Annotated in this window: 12 protein-coding genes; all 12 read right to left on the bottom strand. The window is 51.6% G+C overall.

The window, feature by feature from the left end:
- Positions 1-86: 86 nt before the first annotated feature.
- Positions 87-4,925, bottom strand: coding sequence for an NAD-glutamate dehydrogenase (locus WKJ03_RS00435; RefSeq protein ID WP_337840178.1), 4,839 nt, complete (start codon positions 4,923-4,925; stop codon positions 87-89).
- A 237-nt stretch (positions 4,926-5,162) separates the two neighbouring features.
- On the bottom strand, positions 5,163-7,490 hold the full coding sequence (locus WKJ03_RS00440) for an MMPL family transporter (RefSeq protein ID WP_337840179.1): 2,328 nt from the start codon (positions 7,488-7,490) through the stop codon (positions 5,163-5,165).
- A gap of 5 nt (positions 7,491-7,495) precedes the next feature.
- Positions 7,496-8,518 (bottom strand): YCF48-related protein, encoded by a 1,023-nt coding sequence (locus WKJ03_RS00445; protein ID WP_337840180.1) that lies wholly within the window; start codon positions 8,516-8,518, stop codon positions 7,496-7,498.
- Between the two features lie 75 nt (positions 8,519-8,593).
- The gene (locus WKJ03_RS00450) at positions 8,594-9,955 is read right to left on the bottom strand and encodes a DUF1329 domain-containing protein (protein WP_337840181.1); all 1,362 of its coding nucleotides are present in this window, start codon (positions 9,953-9,955) and stop codon (positions 8,594-8,596) included.
- Between the two features lie 19 nt (positions 9,956-9,974).
- Positions 9,975-12,107 carry a DUF1302 domain-containing protein gene (locus tag WKJ03_RS00455; RefSeq protein WP_337840182.1) on the bottom strand — a complete coding sequence of 711 codons (2,133 nt, stop codon included), beginning with the start codon at positions 12,105-12,107 and terminating at the stop codon, positions 9,975-9,977.
- Positions 12,108-12,411: 304 nt separating this feature from the next.
- A complete protein-coding gene (locus WKJ03_RS00460) occupies positions 12,412-12,633 on the bottom strand; it encodes a DUF2835 family protein (protein ID WP_337840183.1) in 222 nt (73 codons plus the stop codon).
- Positions 12,634-15,213, bottom strand: coding sequence for an aminopeptidase N (gene pepN, locus WKJ03_RS00465; RefSeq protein WP_337840184.1), 2,580 nt, complete (start codon positions 15,211-15,213; stop codon positions 12,634-12,636). It lies immediately after the preceding gene.
- Between the two features lie 88 nt (positions 15,214-15,301).
- Positions 15,302-16,783, bottom strand: coding sequence for a Na+/H+ antiporter NhaC (gene nhaC / locus WKJ03_RS00470; protein ID WP_337840185.1), 1,482 nt, complete (start codon positions 16,781-16,783; stop codon positions 15,302-15,304).
- Positions 16,784-16,865: 82 nt separating this feature from the next.
- The gene (gene prc, locus WKJ03_RS00475) at positions 16,866-18,893 is read right to left on the bottom strand and encodes a carboxy terminal-processing peptidase (protein ID WP_337840186.1); all 2,028 of its coding nucleotides are present in this window, start codon (positions 18,891-18,893) and stop codon (positions 16,866-16,868) included.
- A 17-nt stretch (positions 18,894-18,910) separates the two neighbouring features.
- Positions 18,911-19,624 (bottom strand): RNA chaperone ProQ, encoded by a 714-nt coding sequence (gene proQ / locus WKJ03_RS00480; protein WP_337840187.1) that lies wholly within the window; start codon positions 19,622-19,624, stop codon positions 18,911-18,913.
- A 6-nt stretch (positions 19,625-19,630) separates the two neighbouring features.
- Complete coding sequence (locus tag WKJ03_RS00485; RefSeq protein ID WP_337840188.1) at positions 19,631-19,945, bottom strand: hypothetical protein; 315 nt, start codon at positions 19,943-19,945, stop codon at positions 19,631-19,633.
- Positions 19,942-20,415 (bottom strand): GAF domain-containing protein, encoded by a 474-nt coding sequence (locus WKJ03_RS00490; protein ID WP_337840189.1) that lies wholly within the window; start codon positions 20,413-20,415, stop codon positions 19,942-19,944. Before WKJ03_RS00490 ends, WKJ03_RS00485 begins: the two co-directional genes overlap by 4 nt.
- Positions 20,416-20,477 lie beyond the last annotated feature (62 nt).

A 20,477-nucleotide genomic window follows, 5' to 3' on the forward strand; every position in this document is an offset into this window, starting at 1 on the left:
ATGGTTGCTGCGGCTTGGCGCAGTGATACAAGTTCAGGCAAAAAAATACCCCGGTGAAAACCGGGGTATTTTAGCCACTTCTGTGATTATTTCACAGGATCACAGTGATGGCTCAACAACATCAGCTCGCGCAGTGCCACAGAGAACTTGGCGAACTCATGGCTCTTGGTGGTTTTGAACTCAGCCAGCATCAGGCGCCAACGGGCCAATACCCCTTCGTGAGCACTGATCCATTGGCTGATCACGGCATCGGCGTCACAAGCCCCACCACAACTGCGTACAACCACAGCGGATAAGGCGCGTTGCTGCCAGTCCAGCTCTTCACGGTAGGAAGCGCGGGCCAGCGCCTGCCAGTGGTTGGTGACCGGCTGTTGAGTGATTTGTTCCAGGAACCAGTGCAAGTCCAGACGGTCGCCCAGCTTGAAGTAAATCTCGGCGGTCAACAGCAAATCGTTGTTTTCCGCTGCTGCCACCTGGGCAATATCCATAATGGAGAACAGGCTGCTCAGCTGGGCCATATAACGGGCCAGTGGTGCAGGAATGCTTTGCTCGACCAGTTTGTCCGCATTGGCGGCAATTTGTTCGGCTTCCACTGGCGCCATCAGACGGTGCAGGTGTTCGGACACCGCCTGATAGGCAGGTTTGAAAAACTCCACCGTTTGCTGAATATCCAGCGCTTTGTTGCGATGACGCAGGAACCAGCGTGTGGTACGACGCATGGTGCGGCGTAACTGGTGTAACAGGCGGATTTGCACATCAGCGGCAATCTTGTTGTCCAGCTCTTCAATCTGCGCCGCTACAGCTTCCGCATCAAACAGGTCACGGGCAATGGTGTAACACAACGCGACTTCACCAATGGACGAACCTGTTTCTTCCATCATACGGTGGGCAAAGTTCGCCCCCATGTCGTTGACCAGCATATTAGCCAGCTTAGTGGCAATAATTTCGGCTTTCAGCGGGTGAGTTTCCATCTCTGCGGCAAACTGGTCCTGCAATACCTGCGGGAAGGCTTTGAACAGGTGACGTTTGAAGTAACTGTTCTCATAGATCTCAGGCAGAACCAGCCACTCTTTCAGTACCATTTTGCCGTAGGCGGTCAGAATGGCCATTTCAGGACGGGTCAGGCCCTGACCTTTGGCGGTGCGTTCTGCCAGCGCATCATCAGAGGGCAGGAACTCCAGCTCCCGGTTCAGTTTGCCGTCTTTTTCCAGCGCATGGATAAAACGGGTGTATTCCTTCATCTGCTCAGCGCCCAGCACCATAGAGACAGAAATACTCTGGGTCTGACGGTAACAGTCGTTGATCACAATGTCAGCCACGTCATTGGTCATGCTGTACAGCAGCTCATTGCGCTGCTTCAGCGTCATATCGCCGCTGGCGACCAGCGCATTCAGCAGAATTTTGATATTCACTTCATTGTCTGAACAGTCCACACCACCGACGTTGTCGATAAAGTCGGTGTTAATCCGGCCTCCATGCATGGCGTATTCAATACGGCCACGTTGGGTGGTCCCCAGATTACCGCCCTCCCCGATCATTTTGGCTTTGACGTCTTTGCCATTGACGCGCAATGGTTCTGATGCCCGGTCACCCACTTCGGCATGGCTTTCGTCTGTCGCTTTGACATAAGTGCCGATACCACCGTTCCATATCAGATCCACCTGCATCATCAGAGCGGCGCGGATAAACTCGTTTGGCGTCAGGCTGCTGGCTGTAGTGCCCAGCATCTGCTGCATTTGTGGCGTCAGCTTAATGGCTTTGGCACTGCGGGAGAAAACGCCGCCGCCTTCGGAAATCAGCGACTTATCGTAATCATCCCAAGTGGAGGTTGGCAGGTTAAACAGGCGCTGACGCTCGACAAAAGATGTGGCCGACACTGGATTCGGGTCGACAAAAATATGCATATGGTTAAAGGCGACCTGCAGGCGGATATGTTCGGATAACAGCATGCCGTTACCAAACACATCACCGGCCATATCACCAATACCCACCACGGTAAAATCTGTGGTCTGGCAGTCAATGCCAATTTCGCGGAAGTGACGTTTCACCGACTCCCAGCCACCACGGGCGGTAATGCCCATGCCCTTGTGGTCGTAGCCGTTGGAGCCGCCAGAAGCAAAGGCATCGCCTAACCAGTGGTTGTATTCCAGCGAAATGCCGTTGGCGATATCGGAGAAGGTGGCGGTGCCTTTGTCGGCCGCGACCACCAGGTAGGGGTCATCTTCGTCCAGACGCACCACCGACTTGGGCGGCACAATTTGTCCTGAAACGATATTGTCGGTCACATCCAGCAAGCCACGGATAAAGGTGCGGTAACAGTTTTTACCTTCTGCCAGCCAGGCATCACGGCCACCTGTGGTGGGTAATTTCTTACAGACAAAACCACCTTTGGCACCAACCGGGACTATCACGGTGTTTTTCACCTGTTGGGCTTTGACCAAACCCAGCACTTCGGTACGGAAATCCTCACGGCGGTCTGACCAACGCAGGCCTCCACGGGCTACTTTGCCGAAGCGCAGGTGCACCCCTTCCACTTTGGGGGAGTAGACAAAGATCTCAAAGAATGGCAAGGGCAATGGCATATCCGGGATTTGCGCCGGACGGACTTTGAATGAAATGTATGGCTTCTGCGAACCATCTTCCGCATTCTGGAAGTAGTTGGTGCGCACAATGGCCTGAATAATGGACAGGAAACGACGGAAAATACGGTCATCGTCCAGGTTGGCTACTTGCTCCAGCTGCGCCAGGATCTCAGTTTCAATGCCCGCAATCTGCTCAGCAGAGGCAGCAGCTTCCGGGTCAAACTTACTGTTAAACAAGGTCACCAGTAAACGCGCCAGCTGCGGGTAACGGGCAAAGGCAGACTCGACATAAGCCTGGCTGAAGGTGCCACCAATCTGACGTTTGTATTTGGCAAAGGCTCGCAGCAATGAGGCTTCACGGCCTGTCAGACCGGCGCCCAGGATGAGACGGTTAAAGCCGTCATCTTCCAGATCACTGTTCCAGACTTTGGCGAATGATTCCTGGAACGACAGTTGCGCCGTTTCAAAATCGGCCGGCATTTCACCGTTCACTTCCATCGAGAAGTTCAAAATCCAGCTGACACTGCCGTCCGGGCAACGCACGGCGTATGGCGTTTCGCCAATGACCCGCAGGCCAAAGTTTTCCAGAATTGGCAGAACGTCCGATAAATGAATGGGATGATCTTTGTGGAACAGATTCAACCGCACTGCTTTGCTGTCATCCCGCTCTTCCTGCGGTTTATAAAACAGCATATCCAGCTTGTGTTCGTCGTTCAGCGCTTCCAGCTTCTGGATATCCACCAGCGCGTCGTTTGGCAGCATTTCGTCTTTGTAAGCCCGCGGGAAGGCGTTCAGATACTTACGTGACAACTCACGGCCCCGGGCTTCGCCATAATGGGCCAACAATGCGGTTTCCAGCTTGTCTTCCCAGGTGCGGGCCGCTTCCACTAAATTACGTTCAATTTCTTTCACATTAAACTCGATACTGTTGTCGTTGATCCGGACAAAATAATGAGTCCGGGCCAAAACGGATTCAGAGAAGTAGGTGGTGAATTCAACAGGTTCTGTGCTGCCTAAGGATTGCGCCAGAATAGCCTGGGTTTCTTTACGCAACTGCGTGTTGTAACGCTCACGCGGTACATAGACCATGGCAGAAACAAAGCGCCCAAAGGCATCTTTACGCACAAAGAGACGGGTCATATCCCGCTCCTGCATTTGCAGCACACCGGTTGACACATCCAGTAAATCGTCCACTGTGGCCTGGATCAGCTCATCGCGCGGGTAGGTTTCCAGAATATTCAGCAGCGCTTTGTAGGCATGGGTGCCCACAGCAAAACCAGACTTGGCCATCACTTTGGCCAGCTTACTTTTCAGCAATGGAATATCGGCGGCGCTGTTGTTGTACAAAGAGGAAGAATACAGACCGATAAAACGGTCTTCACCTATCACCTGACCTTTGTCGTCAAACTTCTTCACACCGACATAGTCGATATAAGCCGGTCTGTGCACACGGGATTTATTGTTGGTTTTGGTCAGGATCAGCAACGACGAATTCAATGCCTGTTTACGGGCCTGAGCCGGCAATTCGGACAACATCAGATCACGGGATACTGAGCGGCGCATCAGGCCCATAGCGCCTTCATTGACGCCTTCAATTTTATGGTCCCCCTCCACCGCTTTAATACGGTATTCGCGGTAGCCAAGAAAAGTGAAGTTGTCTTTCACCATCCAGTTTAAAAATTCCAGCGTTTGATTCAGTTCTTCCGGCTCACTGTGACTGGCCTGTTGTGGTAAATCGGCAATCACCTGCTTCAGCTTTTCACGCACCGGACGCCAGTCCTGTACCGCCAGAGACAGATCTTCCATCACCGACTGCAATTCAGCCTTTAACGCATCGATAGCCGTTTTGTCGGTCATCCGGTCAATTTCAATATGAAACACCGTTTGTTCAGTGCTGGCGTTGCCGATAGTGCCCAATTTATGGAACTGAGTGATATCGCCATTGTCACCCCGAACGGTTTGCAGCGGATAATGCAATAACAGGTGTGACGTAATGGTCTGCCGGTTCAGTGCCATCCGCACAGAGTCCACTAAAAACGGGCTGTCTTTCACCACGATTTCGACGATAGTGTGCCGGGATTCCCAGCCATGTTTGGCAATTTCCGGGTTAAACACCCGGATCAGCGCTTTATCGTCCGTGTGGCCATTCAGGCTTTGCCACAGACTCAGCGCGGCGCCATATAAATCGCTGTCATTGCGTCCGAATAAATCTTCATGCGACATGTCGCCGTACAGGGTAAAAGCAAACTTCTCGACCAGGTCAACCTGGTCTTTCACTTTGGAGCGGATCAGCTTACTTACGTTTTGGAGTAATACAGAGGGTTGACCGTCTATGAGTGCCATTTTGTAATCCTTGTTTGAAACCTCAGTGCCAGACACCGGGTTTTCTTTACTTGCAGAGCGTGTCAGGTGCGAAGTTTATTGACTATTATCCGCCTTTTCGAGCTTTATTTATAGCTTTTGTTCTGGTTGGTCCAGCAAAGAAATGGCTGATTTGACAAAGTATTCATCTGCGTTAAATAGAAAATGGCCCTAAGGCCATTTTCGTGTTTAATCATGCAAAAATTGAATGTGCAGATTTTAACCGACAGTTTTGTTTTTCCGCCAGAACAAGGCAGCCAGGGCCGGTAACACCAGTACAGCCCCCAGCATATTCACCAGGAACATAAAGGTCAGCAGTATGCCCATATCCACCTGGAACTTCAGTGCGGAGAAGACCCAGGTGCTGACACCAATCGCCAAGGTCAGACCGGTAAACAGCACGGCACTGCCGGTTTCCTGCAGGGCTGTAAAGTAGGCCTGACGTAACGAGGTGCCATTTCGTAACAGCTGCGTCATGTTTGACAGAATATAAATGCCGTAATCCACACCAATACCAACGCCCAGCGCGATCACCGGCAAGGTCGACACTGTCAGGCCTATTTCCAGATGGGTCATCAATGCGGTTGCCAGCATCGACACCACGTAAAGCGGAACAATGACAGCCACAGTGGCCCGGACAGAGCGGAAGCTGAGCAGACACAATAACACCACAGCGCCGTACACCCACCACATCATCGGGGTCTGAGCCGCTGACACCGCTTCATTGGTCGCTGCCATCACCCCGACAGGGCCAGAAGCCAGTTTAAATTTAAGGTTGTCGGTTTCAAGCTCTGCGCCAACCCTTTTGGCTTCAGCCACTACGTTTTCGATGGTCTCCGCTTTATGGTCCTGCAGAAACAGGATGACCGGCATCACGGAACAATCGGTGTTTAACAGCCCTGTGCTGGTCTCAACCCGGCTGGAGGCCTGCACCAGACTTTCGGTGGTGCGTGGCAATACCCGCCATTTCATATTGCCTTCGTTGTATGCCGCATTAATGGTTTTGGACACCGAAGACAAGGACACCGCGGACTGTACACCAGGTACATTTTCCATTTGCCATTGGAACTGATCAATGCGCTCCATCACGTCATGGAAAGTGCAGCCATTGGCAGGTGCTTCGACCATCACATTGATATAGTCCACTGAGATGGCGTAGCGGTCGGTGATCAGGAAGGTATCCTGGTTATACACCGAGTCTTCATGCAATGCAGGCGCTCCGGCATGCAAATCACCAATCTTCAGCTGGCTGCTTTGTTGCCAGCCATAGGCAAACAAGGCAGCAGTAATGGCCAGGATCAAGGCGGCATATTTGGGTGTGGCACAAGCCGACATGGCATGCCAGAACCTGTCAATGCCCGGGTGAGGCTGACGGATTTTCTGCTGGTACTTGTCGCTGAACCGGATGTAGGACATCAGCACCGGCAGCAAAAACAGGTTGGTCAGGATAATGACCCCAACCCCGAGACTGGCGGCTATGGCCAGTTCACGGATCACACCGATATCGATAATCAGCAGAGTCAGAAAACCTACAGTGTCAGACAGCAAGGCGACACCACCAGGGATCAGCAGTTTGCGAAAGCTGGCCTGGGCCGCAGATTTGGCGTCCAGCCCGGACGCAACAAATTTGCCTGTGGCATTGATCATTTGCACACCATGGCTGACGCCGATGGCGAACACCAGGAATGGCACCAGAATAGACATTGGGTCTATACCAAAACCAGCGGTACTGAGCAGACCCATTTGCCAGATCACCGCTATCAGTGAACAGGCAATAGGCAACAGCGTCAACATGACCGAACTGCTGAACAGGTACACCATGACACTGGTAATGGCAATGGCCACTGCAAAAAACAGCAACACGCCTTTGGCACCGTCCGCCACGTCGCCCACCATTTTGGCAAAACCAATGATATGAATGCTGGTGTTGTCGTCCTGATACTGAGCCCGCACCTGCTGCTCCAGCTGGCTGGCAAAGGCAATGGTATCCAGCTTTTGTTGGGTGTCCGGGTCGACTTCCAGCAACTGCGCCGTAATCATGGCGCAGCTGAAATCATCGGCCACCATACGGCCAACAATACCGGCTTTTTCGATATTGGCTTTCACTTCGGCCAGGCCGGCTTCGCTAGGCGTAAACTCTGCCGGTATCACAGGGCCCCCGGCAAAACCGTCTTCCACCACTTCTACAAAGCGGGTTGAGGGGCTGAACAGTGATTTAACCAGACTGCGGTCAACACCAGGCAGGTAATAGACCTGGTCATGCACTTTTTTAAAGGTGGTAAAAAAATTTTCGTTAAAAATAGAGCCATGGCTGTCGCAGACCGAAACCAGAATATTGTTGGCACCACCAAAATCTTTGGCGTGCTTCATATAGGTCTGCATATAACTGTGCTGCAGCGGAATGTTTTTGGTAAAGGCCGCATCCAGTTTAATCTGGCTGGCTTTAAACAATAACACCAGGGTGGCCAGCACAAACAGCAGGATCACCGGTATTCTGTGGCGGAACAGGGCCTGTTCACAACGATTGACGATACTATTCAGACTCATAAGGCTTAGTCTTCTTTAACAGGGGTAAAACGCAAACCAGCTTCCGTCACCTGAACCAGTTGCTGGCCTATCACCAGCGCATTCAGTATGGCTTTGCTGTCCTGGGTGGCTGTTTTGACAAAGGTCACTCCGTCGTCCGAGCTTTTCAGTAAAGTACCGGCATTGCCGGTCAGGTACAGATGACCGGCATCATCCGAAAATGCGCTGTTCAGGGTCGCCTGCGATGGCAGACTGATGGCCTGCCAGCTCTGGCCTTCGTCAGTACTGCGAAAGGCATGACCACGTAAACCCACAGCAATCAGACTGCCCTTGGCGGTTTTGGTAATACCAAACAGGGATCCGTTGTAAAACTCGCTCTGACGCACCCAGCTTTTACCAAAATCCTGGCTGGTGGCAAAAAAGCCAGCCTCACCCACCAGATACAAAGTGCCCTGATGTAAATAGACCCGGTTAAAGTGCGGCAGAATCGAGGCTTTCTCCGCTTCATAGCCTTCAGGGTCCGTTTCTTTTAATTCCTGCAGAAATTCACGATCTTCATCACCAACCAGTTCTTCGTGGAACTCAGCCAGCCAGCTGTTGCCGCCATCCGTGGTGCGGAAAAACATGCCATAAGCGCCCAGAGCTATGCCATGGCTTGAGTTTTCAAACAAAATATCAAACAAAGGTTTATCAGTTTCGGGTTTGTACTGCTGCAACAGCCAGCTCTTGCCAGCATCTTTGGTGGCAATAATGCTGGCATCATGCCCCACGGCCCAGCCATGCTGCGGATCGGCAAAATACACCGAGGTTAATAAGCTCTGCAGCGGTGTGGCCGCCTGAGCCCAGTCAGCGCCATTGGCGCTCGTCAGCACATGGCCTCTGTCGCCCACGGCTACATACAGCCGGTCAGAAACCTTCACCAGGTCGGTCAATAAGGAATGTTGGGCCAATGGCAGCTGGTACGCTGGCTGCGCCTGAGTCGGACCGCTTTCTGCCGCCTGAGCGGACAGACTCAGCACAACGGCAAAGGAGAATGTTGTTAACTTCATTAGAGTTTTCACTCAGTATCTGTTCTGAAACAAAAACGGTTGGCGCAAGCCAACCGTTTCTCTTAGGGCTGCGAATCAGCGGGTGCCTTCACGGCGCAGCGCGGCCGGCGTAAAGTCGTTGTCCGTCAGCTTGACACCAAAGTCATACATCTTGTCTTCGTTGTCCAGACCAATTGCCAGATAACGGCGAGTGTTCAGGTCATGGTAGACTTCCAGTGTACTCCAGTGTGTTGGCACTTCGTAGTAGTTCAGGCCATGCGCCACAGCCACACGGTACAACTCACCGCGGTTGTCATACAGGTCTGCCACATGGATTTGCCAGCTGTCTTCATCAATAAAGAACACCCGCTTGCCATACACATGGCTGGTGCCCTGCTTCAGCGAGGCTTCCACCACCCAAACCCGGTGTTTTTCCCACCGTACATACTCTGGGTTGATATGACCAGGTTTGATCAGGTCAGCGTACTTCACATCTTTGCTGTGCATTTTGTAGCTGTTGTATGGGATCAACAATTCCTGCTTGCCCACCAGCTTCCAGTCATAACGGTTGGGTGAACCGTTAAACATATCGAAGTCGTCTGTGGTACGCAGGCCGTCGGACGCGGTGCCTGGCGCATCATAGGCCACGTTAGGCGCGCGGCGGACCCGACGTTGGCCAGTGTTATAAGTCCAGGCCTGACGAGGTGTTTTGATCTGGTCCATGGTTTCATGAACCAGCAAGGCTGTACCGGCCAGACGGGCTGGCGTAGTCACTGCCTGCTTAAAGCGGAACAGAATGTTCTCTTTTTGCAGCGCGTCGACTGTGGCATCCGGCGCTGAATACTTGAACATGATCTGCTCATCAAAACCTATGGTGACAAAATCACCTGAAGCGGTTGGTGCCACCTGACCACCGTTGCGGCTGGCAGCCACACCACGGTAACGCAATAAATGGTTCCAAATGGCTTCCAGGCCGTTTTGCGGCACCGGGAACGGAATACCTATAGCGGCATTCACAATACCGTTACCACCTTCAACCAGCTCAGCTGTCGATGCAATTTTTTTAGTGGCATCATAGACATACTGAGGGAATGATGCAGTACGCCGGGTCTGATACACATGCATTTTATAGCTGTCCGGGTAACTTTCGAACAGACGGATTTGACCAGGGCTTAACAAGGCTTTGTATTGATTGACATTGGACTTATCAATAGTAAACAGCACTTTGTCACCTGAAAACGGATCCGGATGGTGGTCCCCCACTTTGTAGCCAGCCGGAGCAGCTTTGATACCACCGTCCCAGGCCGGGATGCTGCCATCCGCATTGCCTGCTTTTTCCGCCCCCAGCGGCGTCAGGTCAGCACCTAAACGCGCGACCTGATCCGCTGGAAGTTTTGCCATAGCGCCACAGCTCAACACAAAAGCTATGGTCGACGCGACCAGGGTAATTTTTTTCATAGGTCTATATCCCCGTCCCTTAAATAGAATACTTGATGTTAAACGATACAAAATCGCGGTCTGCAGTGTTGTTGGTCGTGCCTACCCCACCCCAGAACGCGTTGTAAGAAAACTCCGCTGACCACTGATTCAGGTAATCAAAACCAATGGTGTAACCGACAGATTTTTTGTCTTTGGAGAACATAAACAGCGGATCCGGTGTAATACCGTTCACGTCATGCGAAAACACCAGTTTGTGGTTCATATTCACACCGGCAAAGACGTTGTTAAAGTCGGCTTTGGCCAGTAAACGATAGCCCCAGGCTGAAGCAGTCGGAAACGGATTGGTCTCGGCGCCGTTCGAAAGGGCTGTATGCAAGCCATCTTTGTTCACCAGCGGCCCTCCGTTGATGGTCCCCAGCAATGGACCGCCACTGCGGTCTGTGTTTGGACCATTCAGACGCAGCACGGAAGGATCTGGCATATCGTGAATTTTGATGCCACCCACTTCGGCCAGCATACTGAAGTTGTCGGCAAACAGCAGAGGACCAAACAAGTGCGTCATGGTTACCTGTGCCTGGGTGGTGTCCGTCAGAATATAGCCTTGGGCAAACTCCCCCGGCATGACTTTATTGCCATCGGCACGACCCACCTGACTGATGCCTTCCAGTTCCGGACGTAAACCGGCGTTCGCCAGTTGCTCTGGCATACCGGCATACAGAATTTCCACGTCATCAATTTGCAGTGGTTCATCTTTACGGTGTGCCAGCTCACCCGCCACAGAGGTCGTGCCCACTGTGGTGTTAAAGCTCAAACCATATAATTTGATATCTTCCGGGTACTGGATCAGCGCTTTTGAGAATACGTCCATGCCAGCAATATTGTCGGCGGTAATGTTACCGGCATTCTGTTGCAGATAGACCAGGGACTGGACCACGCCACGATCAGCAGGGCCCACGGTAAAGTCAGAGGCAATACCGGAGATCAACGGAGTACGGCTGTGATAATTCATGTAGTACAGCGCAAACTCTGTGTCATTCAGTTCAGGCGAAAAGTATTCGAATTTCACCCCATACTGACCACCGTCTTCCGGTTCAATCTCACCGGCTGAACCTTGTGGACGCAAAGTCACTTTGGTGGAATAGGCAAGCATGGCGCTGACCACCGCAGATTTTTGTGCAGCAGTGGCATTTGGATTGCCCAGCACCTGCAGCATGCTACCTGCCTGAGTGGACAAGGCATTCATTTCCTGCACCAGGAAATCCAGATCAATATCCGGGTTACCGGCAAAACCTAACTGCACGTTCTGGGCATAACCGCCTTTACCGGCAAAGTCATTGGTGGAGAAATAGCTGCCAGGCACAGGCAGATAGCTGTTCTGCCATTCGTACTGATAAAAGACTTCGGCAGACAAATTCTCAGTCAAACCTAAAGATGCCCAGGCCATCCCCACCGGAATAAAGGCTTCTTTCAAATCGGCGCCAGGCGTACGTAAGGTGCCTACATCCACGGGGGTAATGTTAATACCATGGGGGATAAAGGTGCTTTCACCCCAGCTCAATACTTGTTGACCGATACGGACAGACAGCGGGTTAGCACCATCGTTTAATGCAAAATTGCCATACACATAAGCATCCAGTAAGCGGATGTCACGGCACGCCAGTTCGCGGGCGTCTTTATCGGCACAGGGGTCTACTTTGTTGCCTGACAGCGGATTGGTGTAAGCCCCATCTTTATCCATCAGCGCTTTATCGTAGAAATAGGTAAAGCGGCTGAAGAAACCTAAATCATCTTTGGCAATGGACAACTCATGGGTGCCACGAAACACCTCAGAGAACATATCGCCTTTATCAAAATTCAGGTTACCGGCGTCACCATTGCTGGAATAAGAACCAGGCTGCGCCCAAATCTCCGCGGCGGTGTAGACAGGGTTACCAAAGGCGGTATAACCAGACCAGTTAAAACGCGGGTGGTTGACCTTACTGATGGTGTCGAAATTACGGTCTTCAGCACGCCAGCTGGCTCCGTACGAAAAGGTTGAGTCAAACACAACATCGACATCATTAAAATTGAATGTGGCGGCCTGAGCGGAGCCTGCGGTTAACGCAAACAACGCCGAAGCAACGCCGGCTGCTAATCTGTGTTTAGCAAAGGCAAGTTGCTGTTTTTTCATTGGTTAGTCTCCCCCCTGTCCCTGCAGGTCTTTGTTCTTTTTTATTTATCAGGCCAGCCAACTGCTCGGAGCTCAGCCCATTTCAAGGAAATCATTGCATCATTTTGATCAGGGTGCAAGGCTTGCCACAGAGCAAATCCTTTGATTTCTATTCAGTTTTTCATCACTGCCCATGGTGACTGTCGTTGCACCAGTTTGAGTCATCTGGTTTTTACTGCCACAACCGAGCTAACTTAATGAAAACACAGGCTAAAGTATGAAAAATCGAGGGGGTTGTTTTAATCCCTTGTTTAAAGTAATAGCTCTAATTAATTTTCTGTAACTGCTCAAACTTGCCATCGTCGCTCAGTGTTAATACAAAGTACCCCTGCAGCCCCTCATGTTGCATATAAGGACGAAAATGACGCAGCGGTAACTGCACTGTCTGCCCGTTGGAGGCATAGACCACCACATCGGTGATCCTGCCCTGATAAAAGGCCAGACACTGGGCTTTATCCAACAGCAATGGAAAACGGTACTGTGGCATTTAGTGGCTCAGGCTTTTACTCAGTTTTTCATACAAATCATTGCTTAAGCCCGGGCGAGCCGACATTGCGGACAGCAATGCCCTGAGCTGCCCGGCCCTGCCAGGCTCAAAGCGATGCCAGGACAATAAAGGCGTCACCAGCCGTGCTGCCAACTGCGGGTTGATGGGATCCAGTTTCAGAATGACGTCGCTGAGAACCTGATACCCCGAGCCATCAGCGGCATGAAATATCGCCGGGTTTTGCTGGGCAAAAGCCATAAATACCGCTCTGACCCGGTTTGGATTCTGCCAGCTGAACTGCGGATGTGAAGTCAGTTGCTGTAATTCAGCCAAGGTCTTTGCAGCTGGCAGGCTGGCTTTGAGCGCAAACCATTTGTCCAGAACCAGGACATCCTGACGCCAGCGCCGCTCAAATTCTGCCATCAGCGGGTCAAACAAGGGATGCTGCGCATTCCGGCAGGCTTTCAGTACCGCCAACTGATCAGTCAGGTTATCAGCACCTTGATAGGCCTGCGGTAACAGGGCGGCTCCCTCTGCCTGCATAGCCAGATAATCCAGACATAAGGCCCTGAACGCACGCTCTGCCACTTGATGTTGTTGGTAGGCATAAGCTGTGCTGGTCAGTTGCTGATAACACTGCAGCCATTCTGCAGCTAATTGGTCTGAGAGCTGACGGCGGATCTGGTGCAGCGCATCCAACAAGGCATCAACAGGCACAGGTTGGTACTGTTCAGCCAGCAATTCAAAGGAAGGGGGCGTCAGAAGTTCGGCGATAAAAGCCAAATCTCCCTGCGGCTGGCGCAATAACTCACGGTACAGATTCAAAAGTTCGATAGGAACGGTCAGCACTTGCGCCCTTTGCACCGACTGCCGAATTAAGTCACTCCAAATCTGCTGCATGGCATCCCAACGGGCGACACCGTCTTCTGCACTTTTCACCACGGTCAGCAGCTGGTGCAGACTTTGATTGTACTGCAGGCGTACAGGTGCAGAAAAATCGGCCAGAACCACCACCACGGGCTCTTGAGCCGCGTGAAATACACTACTTTGCTGATAGTCTGTCACTTCCACCAGATGTGTCTCCTGGTGCTCTGGCCATAACAGCTCTATACGCACTGGCAGTAGCAGATTGCGTTTTTCCTGCTGGTCAGCCGTCGGTGCAGTGTGCTGGCAAAATTGCAGTTCGAGCTGCTGCAATTCAGGGTGGAAGATTGAATTCACCTGCAGTACCGGCGTGCCAGACTGACTGTACCAGCGGCGGAACAGGCTCAGATCACGGCCATTGGCATCCTGCATGGCACTGACAAAATCATCACAGGTGACCGCCTGCCCGTCATGCCGGGCAAAATACAGATCCATGCCCTGACGGAAGCCGTCTTGCCCAAGCAATGTATGTAACATCCGGATCACTTCTGCGCCTTTGTCATAGACAGTCACTGTGTAGAAGTTATTCATCTCCAGCACCTGCTGTGGCCGGATCGGATGTGCCATTGGGCCTGCATCTTCAGCAAACTGATGAGTACGGATAGTTTTGACGGCGTCGATGCGGCTCAAGGTAGCCGAGGCCATATCCGCACTGAATTGCTGGTCACGAAACACCGTCAGACCTTCTTTCAGGCTCAGCTGAAACCAATCGCGGCAGGTTACCCTGTTGCCGGTCCAGTTGTGGAAATACTCATGACCGATAATAGATTCGATATTGTATAAATCAGTGTCTGTGGCTGACTGAGGGTCCGCCAGCACATACTTGCTGTTAAACACATTCAGGCCTTTGTTTTCCATCGCCCCCATATTAAAAAAGTCGACCGCCACCACCATGTAGATATCCAGGTCGTATTCCAGACCATAGGTCTGTTCATCCCAACGCATGGCCCGTTTTAAGGCTTCAAGCGCAAACTCGGCGCGAGCCGCATTGCCTTTGTCGACATAAAACTCCAGCGCAACTCTGCGACCCGATCGTGTGATGTATTCCCCTTTCAGGCAGTCGAAATCCCCGGCCACCAGTGCAAACAAATAACAGGGTTTAGGGAAAGGATCGACCCAGGTTACCTGGACGCGGCCATCAGTTAGCTCCCGCTCTGCGACTTTATTGCCATTGGACAATAAGGCCGGGTAGCTCTGTGGATTGGCACTAATATGGGTGGTAAACCGCGCCATCACATCTGGCCTGTCCAGGTAATAACAAATTCGGCGGAAGCCTTCGGCTTCACATTGGGTGCAAAATGCCCCATTCGACAAGTACAGACCTTCGAGTGCTGTATTTGCTGCTGGGTTAATCCGAACCTGTAACTCCAGTTCCGCCTGGGCAGGCATCGCAAAAATTGTTAACGACTCGTCCGTCACCTCATACTGCTGAGCAGCCAAAGGCTGACCATCCAGTGTGATGGCAACAAGCTCAAGGTGCTGACCATCCAGGACCAACTGATTGGCGCCTTTTTTTTGCGCTTTCACCTGATAACGGGCGGTCACCAGGGAGCACTGTGGCTCCAGCTCAAACCAGAGTTCGACATCTGTGATTGTAAACTGCGGGGCTTGGTAATCAGCCAGTCGTTTGGCCTGGCGTGTGGTGGTCTGAGTCATGGCTGTCGTATCCACTGGTTAAATCTGAATGAAGTCTGTCCAATGCTAGGAGTAAAAAGAAGGCCAGTAAACTGGCCTGCTGTTGCTGTTATTTGTTTTGCACCGCGGCTGTGTAGGGGGTGTCCGGCGGAGTCAGTTTCAGCACTTTAATGCCCAGGTAGGCATAAATCACCGCCAGTACCGGGTTAATCAGGTTAAAAAACGCATAGGCGGCATAATCCAGCGGATTCACATTCAGCACACCGTGCATATAAGCACCGCAGGTATTCCAGGGGATCAGCGGGCTGGTAATGGTGCCCCCGTCTTCCAGCGTCCTGGACAAATTCACCGGTGCCAGACCACGGCGTTCATACTCTTCCTTAAACATCCGGCCCGGCATCACAATGGACATGTACTGATCGGCCGTCAGAATATTGGTGGCAAAACAGGTGGCGATGGTGCTGGTGATCAATGACCCTGTGCTCTTGGCCCAGACCAGAATGCCCTGAATAAATTTACGCAGTAAACCTATATGCTCCAGCACAGCACCAAACATCATGGCCGAGAAGATCAGCCAGCAGGTATTCAGCATTTTTACCATGCCACCACCATTCAACAATTTGTCCAGTTCGGCATTGCCGGTTTCAATCACAAAACCACCATGCAAGGTGGTCCAAACCACCTTTAGTTGTGCCAGTATTGGGTTCAGACTGCTGTCCGCCATTTTTGCCATCAGCTCAGGCTGAAACACCACAGCCCAAACGGCCCCCAGCAACGCACCGATAAAAACAGTTGGAAAAGCCGGTACTTTTTTGACGGCCATCACCATCAGCACCAACAGTGGTACCAGCATCAGCGGGCTGATCTCAAAATGCTGCTGCAAGGTTTCGCTGATAGCGCGAATAGTTGAATCGTCAGCGTTGCCTTCTGAATTAAAGCCGACAACAGAGAACAGGATCAGTGCCAACACCATACTGGGCACGGTCGTCCAGGTCATGTGGCGGATATGATCAAATAAGTTGGAGCCGGCCACTGCCGGTGCCAGATTGGTGGTTTCACTGACCGGTGACATTTTGTCGCCAAAATAAGCACCTGACACAATAGCACCGGCTGTTACAGCAGGTGACATCCCAAGCCCCGATGCCACCCCAATTAAGGCTACACCAATGGTGGCCGCCGTAGTCCAACTGGAGCCGATCGCCAACGCGACCACAGCACACAACAAACAACTGGCGGCATAAAACCAGGACGGGTCCAGAATTTGTAAGCCGTAGTAAATCAATGAAGGCACGGTGCCGGATAATAACCAGGTGCCGATCAAAGCGCCGACCGAAAATAAAATCAACAAAGCCCCCAAAGACAACGAAATGCCTTTGACCATAGCCTGCTCTATTTCGGTCCAGCTGTAGCCATTTTTCAGGCCAATAATGACCCCCACGGCTGCGGCCACAAAAAGTGCGATCTGGTTTGGACCGTATGACGAATCACTGCCGTACAAAAAGACCGACAGGCCCAATAAAAATACCAACACCACAAGGGGCAGGCTGGCATCGAGAAAACTGGGTTCTTTGACTGAGGTGTTGTGTTCCATGGTATGTCCCGACTGGCTTGGGCCAGTTCTTTGGTTTCATTCTATTGATAAAAAAGGCGGTGTTTACACCGCCTTTTTTTATTCAGCGTGATTCGGCTCGTTTGGCCATCTGACCCAGACTGAGCAAATCAATGGTGATTTGCGCCGTCTCTTCCAGCAATGGGTCCAATTTTTCCAGAACTTCAGGCACATCGTCCAGCGTTTTTACCGCTGGTAACTTCAGGCGGGCCAGACGCTCATTTACCCTTTTTAAATCTTTTGCCGAATTTTCTTCTTTGCGGGCCAGCCGCTCTTTTTCATTCAACGAAATGGTTTTTTCGTCTTTCTCTTTGTTATAGAGCGCAATATCTTCCATCAGATAGGCGTATTCAGGAGTTTTGCTGAAGCGTTCTTCGTGTTTACGCAGCAGCACAGGCACAGCTTTGCGGATCTCATTGGAGGCATTGTACTGAGCCGCAGGAATACTGTCCCAAGGCAAGGCATTCTCTTCTTTGCTTTCGCCCCACTCGCCCGGCTCAATAGGTGACGGGAACACAATGTCCGGAGTCACGCCTTTATGCTGCGTACTGCCGCCATTAATGCGGTAAAACTTGGCAATGGTGAATTGCACTGACCCCAGTGACTCTTCGAACATGTCATAGACACGACCCAAACCTCTGTGCTGCTGCACAGTACCTTTACCAAAAGTATGTTCACCGACAATCAGGGCCCGGCCATAATCCTGCATCGCGGCTGCAAAAATCTCAGAAGCCGATGCACTGTACCTGTCCACCATCACGGTGAGCGGGCCATCATAATACACCGATGGGTCCTGATCCTGGCTGATGCCAATACGGTTGCCGGCTTCACGGATTTGCACCACAGGGCCACGTTCAATAAAAAGCCCGCTCAGTGAAATAGCTTCAGGCAAAGAACCACCGCCATTGCCACGCAAGTCAATGATGACGCCATCCACTTTGTCTTGTTTCAGCTTGGCCAGTTCTTTTTTAACATCTTCAGTCAGATTGTTGTAAAAACTGGGAATGTTGATCACGCCAATTTTCTTACCGAGCGGCGCCAGTTTAGGGTCCAGCACTTCGGCTTTGGCGGCGCGGTCTTCCAGCCGGATTTTGTCGCGGACAATAGTCACCTGTGCTGGCGTGCCTGTGGTCGCATCCCCACCTGGCAGCACCTGCAACCGCACTGTCGAGCCTTTCGGGCCTTTGATCAGATCCACGACGTCGTCGAGGCGCCAGCCCACTACATCCACAAATTCTTCATCGCCCTGTGCCACACCAATAATACGGTCTTTGACTTTCACTTTTTTGCTCAAGTCAGCCGGACCACCAGGCACCAGACTCATAATCACAGTGAAATCATCGTCAGCCTGCAGCACCGCACCTATGCCTTCCAGCGACAGGTTCATTTCCTGCTGGAAGCGCTCAGCGTTACGGGGTGACAGATAGGACGTATGGGCTTCGATACTGCGCGCATAAGCGTTCATCACGATTTGGAAGACATCTTCACTTTCGGTCTGAACCAGGCGTTTTTTTGCATTTTCATAACGCTTTTTCAGCAGCTTTTTCGTTTCTGCATCATCTTTGCCGGCCAGTTTCAGGTTCAGTGCATCGTACTTCACCTTTTGCCGCCACAACTCATTCAGATGAGCCAAATCAGTCGCCCAAGGCGAATCCTCGCGCTCAAATTCATAAGCGTCTTTTTGGGTAAAATCAAAGGGGCTGTCCAGCAGCGTCATGGCATAATCAAAACGCTCCATCCGGCGTTTCAGTGCCAGATTAAACATCTCGTAAGCAATAGCAAAATCGCCAGACGCCATCGCATCGTCAAATTTAGTCCGGTATTTTTCAAAGCCGTCAATATCCGACTTCAATAACACATTTTTGAAAAAATCCAGGCTTTTCAGATAGCGGTCAAAGACTTTGGACGACAGCTGATCATCCATCCGAACCCCAAGGTAGTGCTCACGGCTAAAGTAGTTGCTGACCCGCTTTGAAGCTGTGGCGTGTTGGGGTTCCTGTTTCAGTTCAGGGGTTGGATCTATCACAGGTGCTGCAATCACAGCCCCCGACATCAGCATCACCAGAGCTGCCACAGCGGATAATCTATTCATGAGTCTCTCGTATTTGGTTACAGGCGGAACAATTTATCGCCGGTGGTTTTAATCACCATGCCTGAGTTCAGTTGTACCACAACGTCATTTTTTGAGATTTCAACAACAGTTGCAGGAACCGGCTTCTGACCAACCTTCAGCTGCACAGCAGCACCAGCTTGTAATGAGGCAAAATCCACCGCCATAAGTTCAATTTCTGGTTTGGATTCAACCGCTTTGGCCTTGTGCTCAGACCTTTGTGATTGTGCGCTTTTTGACTTGGTTTTGGCAGCAGCTTTTTTGTAACCAGCTTTGTCAGCACCTTGGGTTTTACGTTGTTCTTTTTGCTGTTCGCGCTGTTTGGCCCGCTCTTCGGCCTGACGGGCCTTGCGGCTTTCGGCGGCTTTGGCTTTGCTTTGTTCCAGCGTCTGAGCGGCATGCTGAGCCTGTTGTTCGTCAATCAGCTCACCCGCCTGACCATCCAGATCCACCCGCGCGACACCCAGTTTCACACCGGACAGGTAACGCCAGCTGGACGTGTACATACGTAACGCATGACGGATCTGCGTTTTACTGATGCCATCTTCTTCGGTCAGACGCTCAGTTAAATCCTGAAAAATACCAATTTTCAGAGGTTTAGCTTCACCCGTCAGATTAAAACACAGCGGAAATTTTTCGCTGAGCTGAGCCAGCACTTGCTTTACATCCTTGCCAGCGCTCTGAGCCGGGTTTTGTTCAATCGCAGTTGTCATGCAAAATTACTCTTCTTCATCATCTTCGGCAGGATCGTCTGGATCCACACCTTCTTCTAATCGTTGGTCTACATAGGCCAGAGCCCAGTCTACCAGTTCGTCTTCATCTGCTTCCAGCAGCACATAACCACCGCGCAGTTCGTTCCAGACACTGTGCATCAACTCGTCAATCACAGCCAGCGGACTGTCCTCTGGCAACTGTTGCCAGACGGCATGGAACACGGCATTGATTTTATCTGCGACCAGCTCTTCTTCCCCTTCCCAGTCCCCGACATCGCCGGGACTGAGCAGGTAGTCATGCACACTGGTTAAATCTTTCATAAAGTAGCGGCCAGGTGCAGTTCAAACACAGCCACCAGTTGCTCCAGCCCCTGTTGGTCCTCTGCATCAAAACGTGCCAGGCTGGGGCTGTCGATATCCAGCACCGCAATAATGTCGCCGCGCAGGCGCACAGGCAGCACAATTTCTGAATTGCTGGCAGCGTCGCAGGCAATATGGCCAGGAAATTCGTGCACATCTTTCACCAATTGCACCTGACCGCTCGACACTGCAGTGCCACAAACGCCTTTACCCACGGGGATACGCACACAGGCAGGCTTGCCCATAAAAGGCCCCAGCACCAGGGTGTCGCCTCTTAAAATATAAAAGCCTGACCAATTCAGATCAGGCATTTCATTAAATAACAATGAACTCAGGTTGGCCATATTGGCGACCAGATCAGGTTCATCTTCTATCAGTGCTTTGGCCTGCTGGACCAACAACGCATAAAATTCAGCTTTGCTTTCGCTCATGAACTCTTTTACTACCCAGACTTCAAAGGCCCTTACATTACTTGGTTTAACGGCAAATTTAA

This window comes from Rheinheimera sp. (assembly GCF_037442525.1).
In the GTDB taxonomy this organism is placed as follows: Bacteria; Pseudomonadota; Gammaproteobacteria; order Enterobacterales; family Alteromonadaceae; genus Pararheinheimera.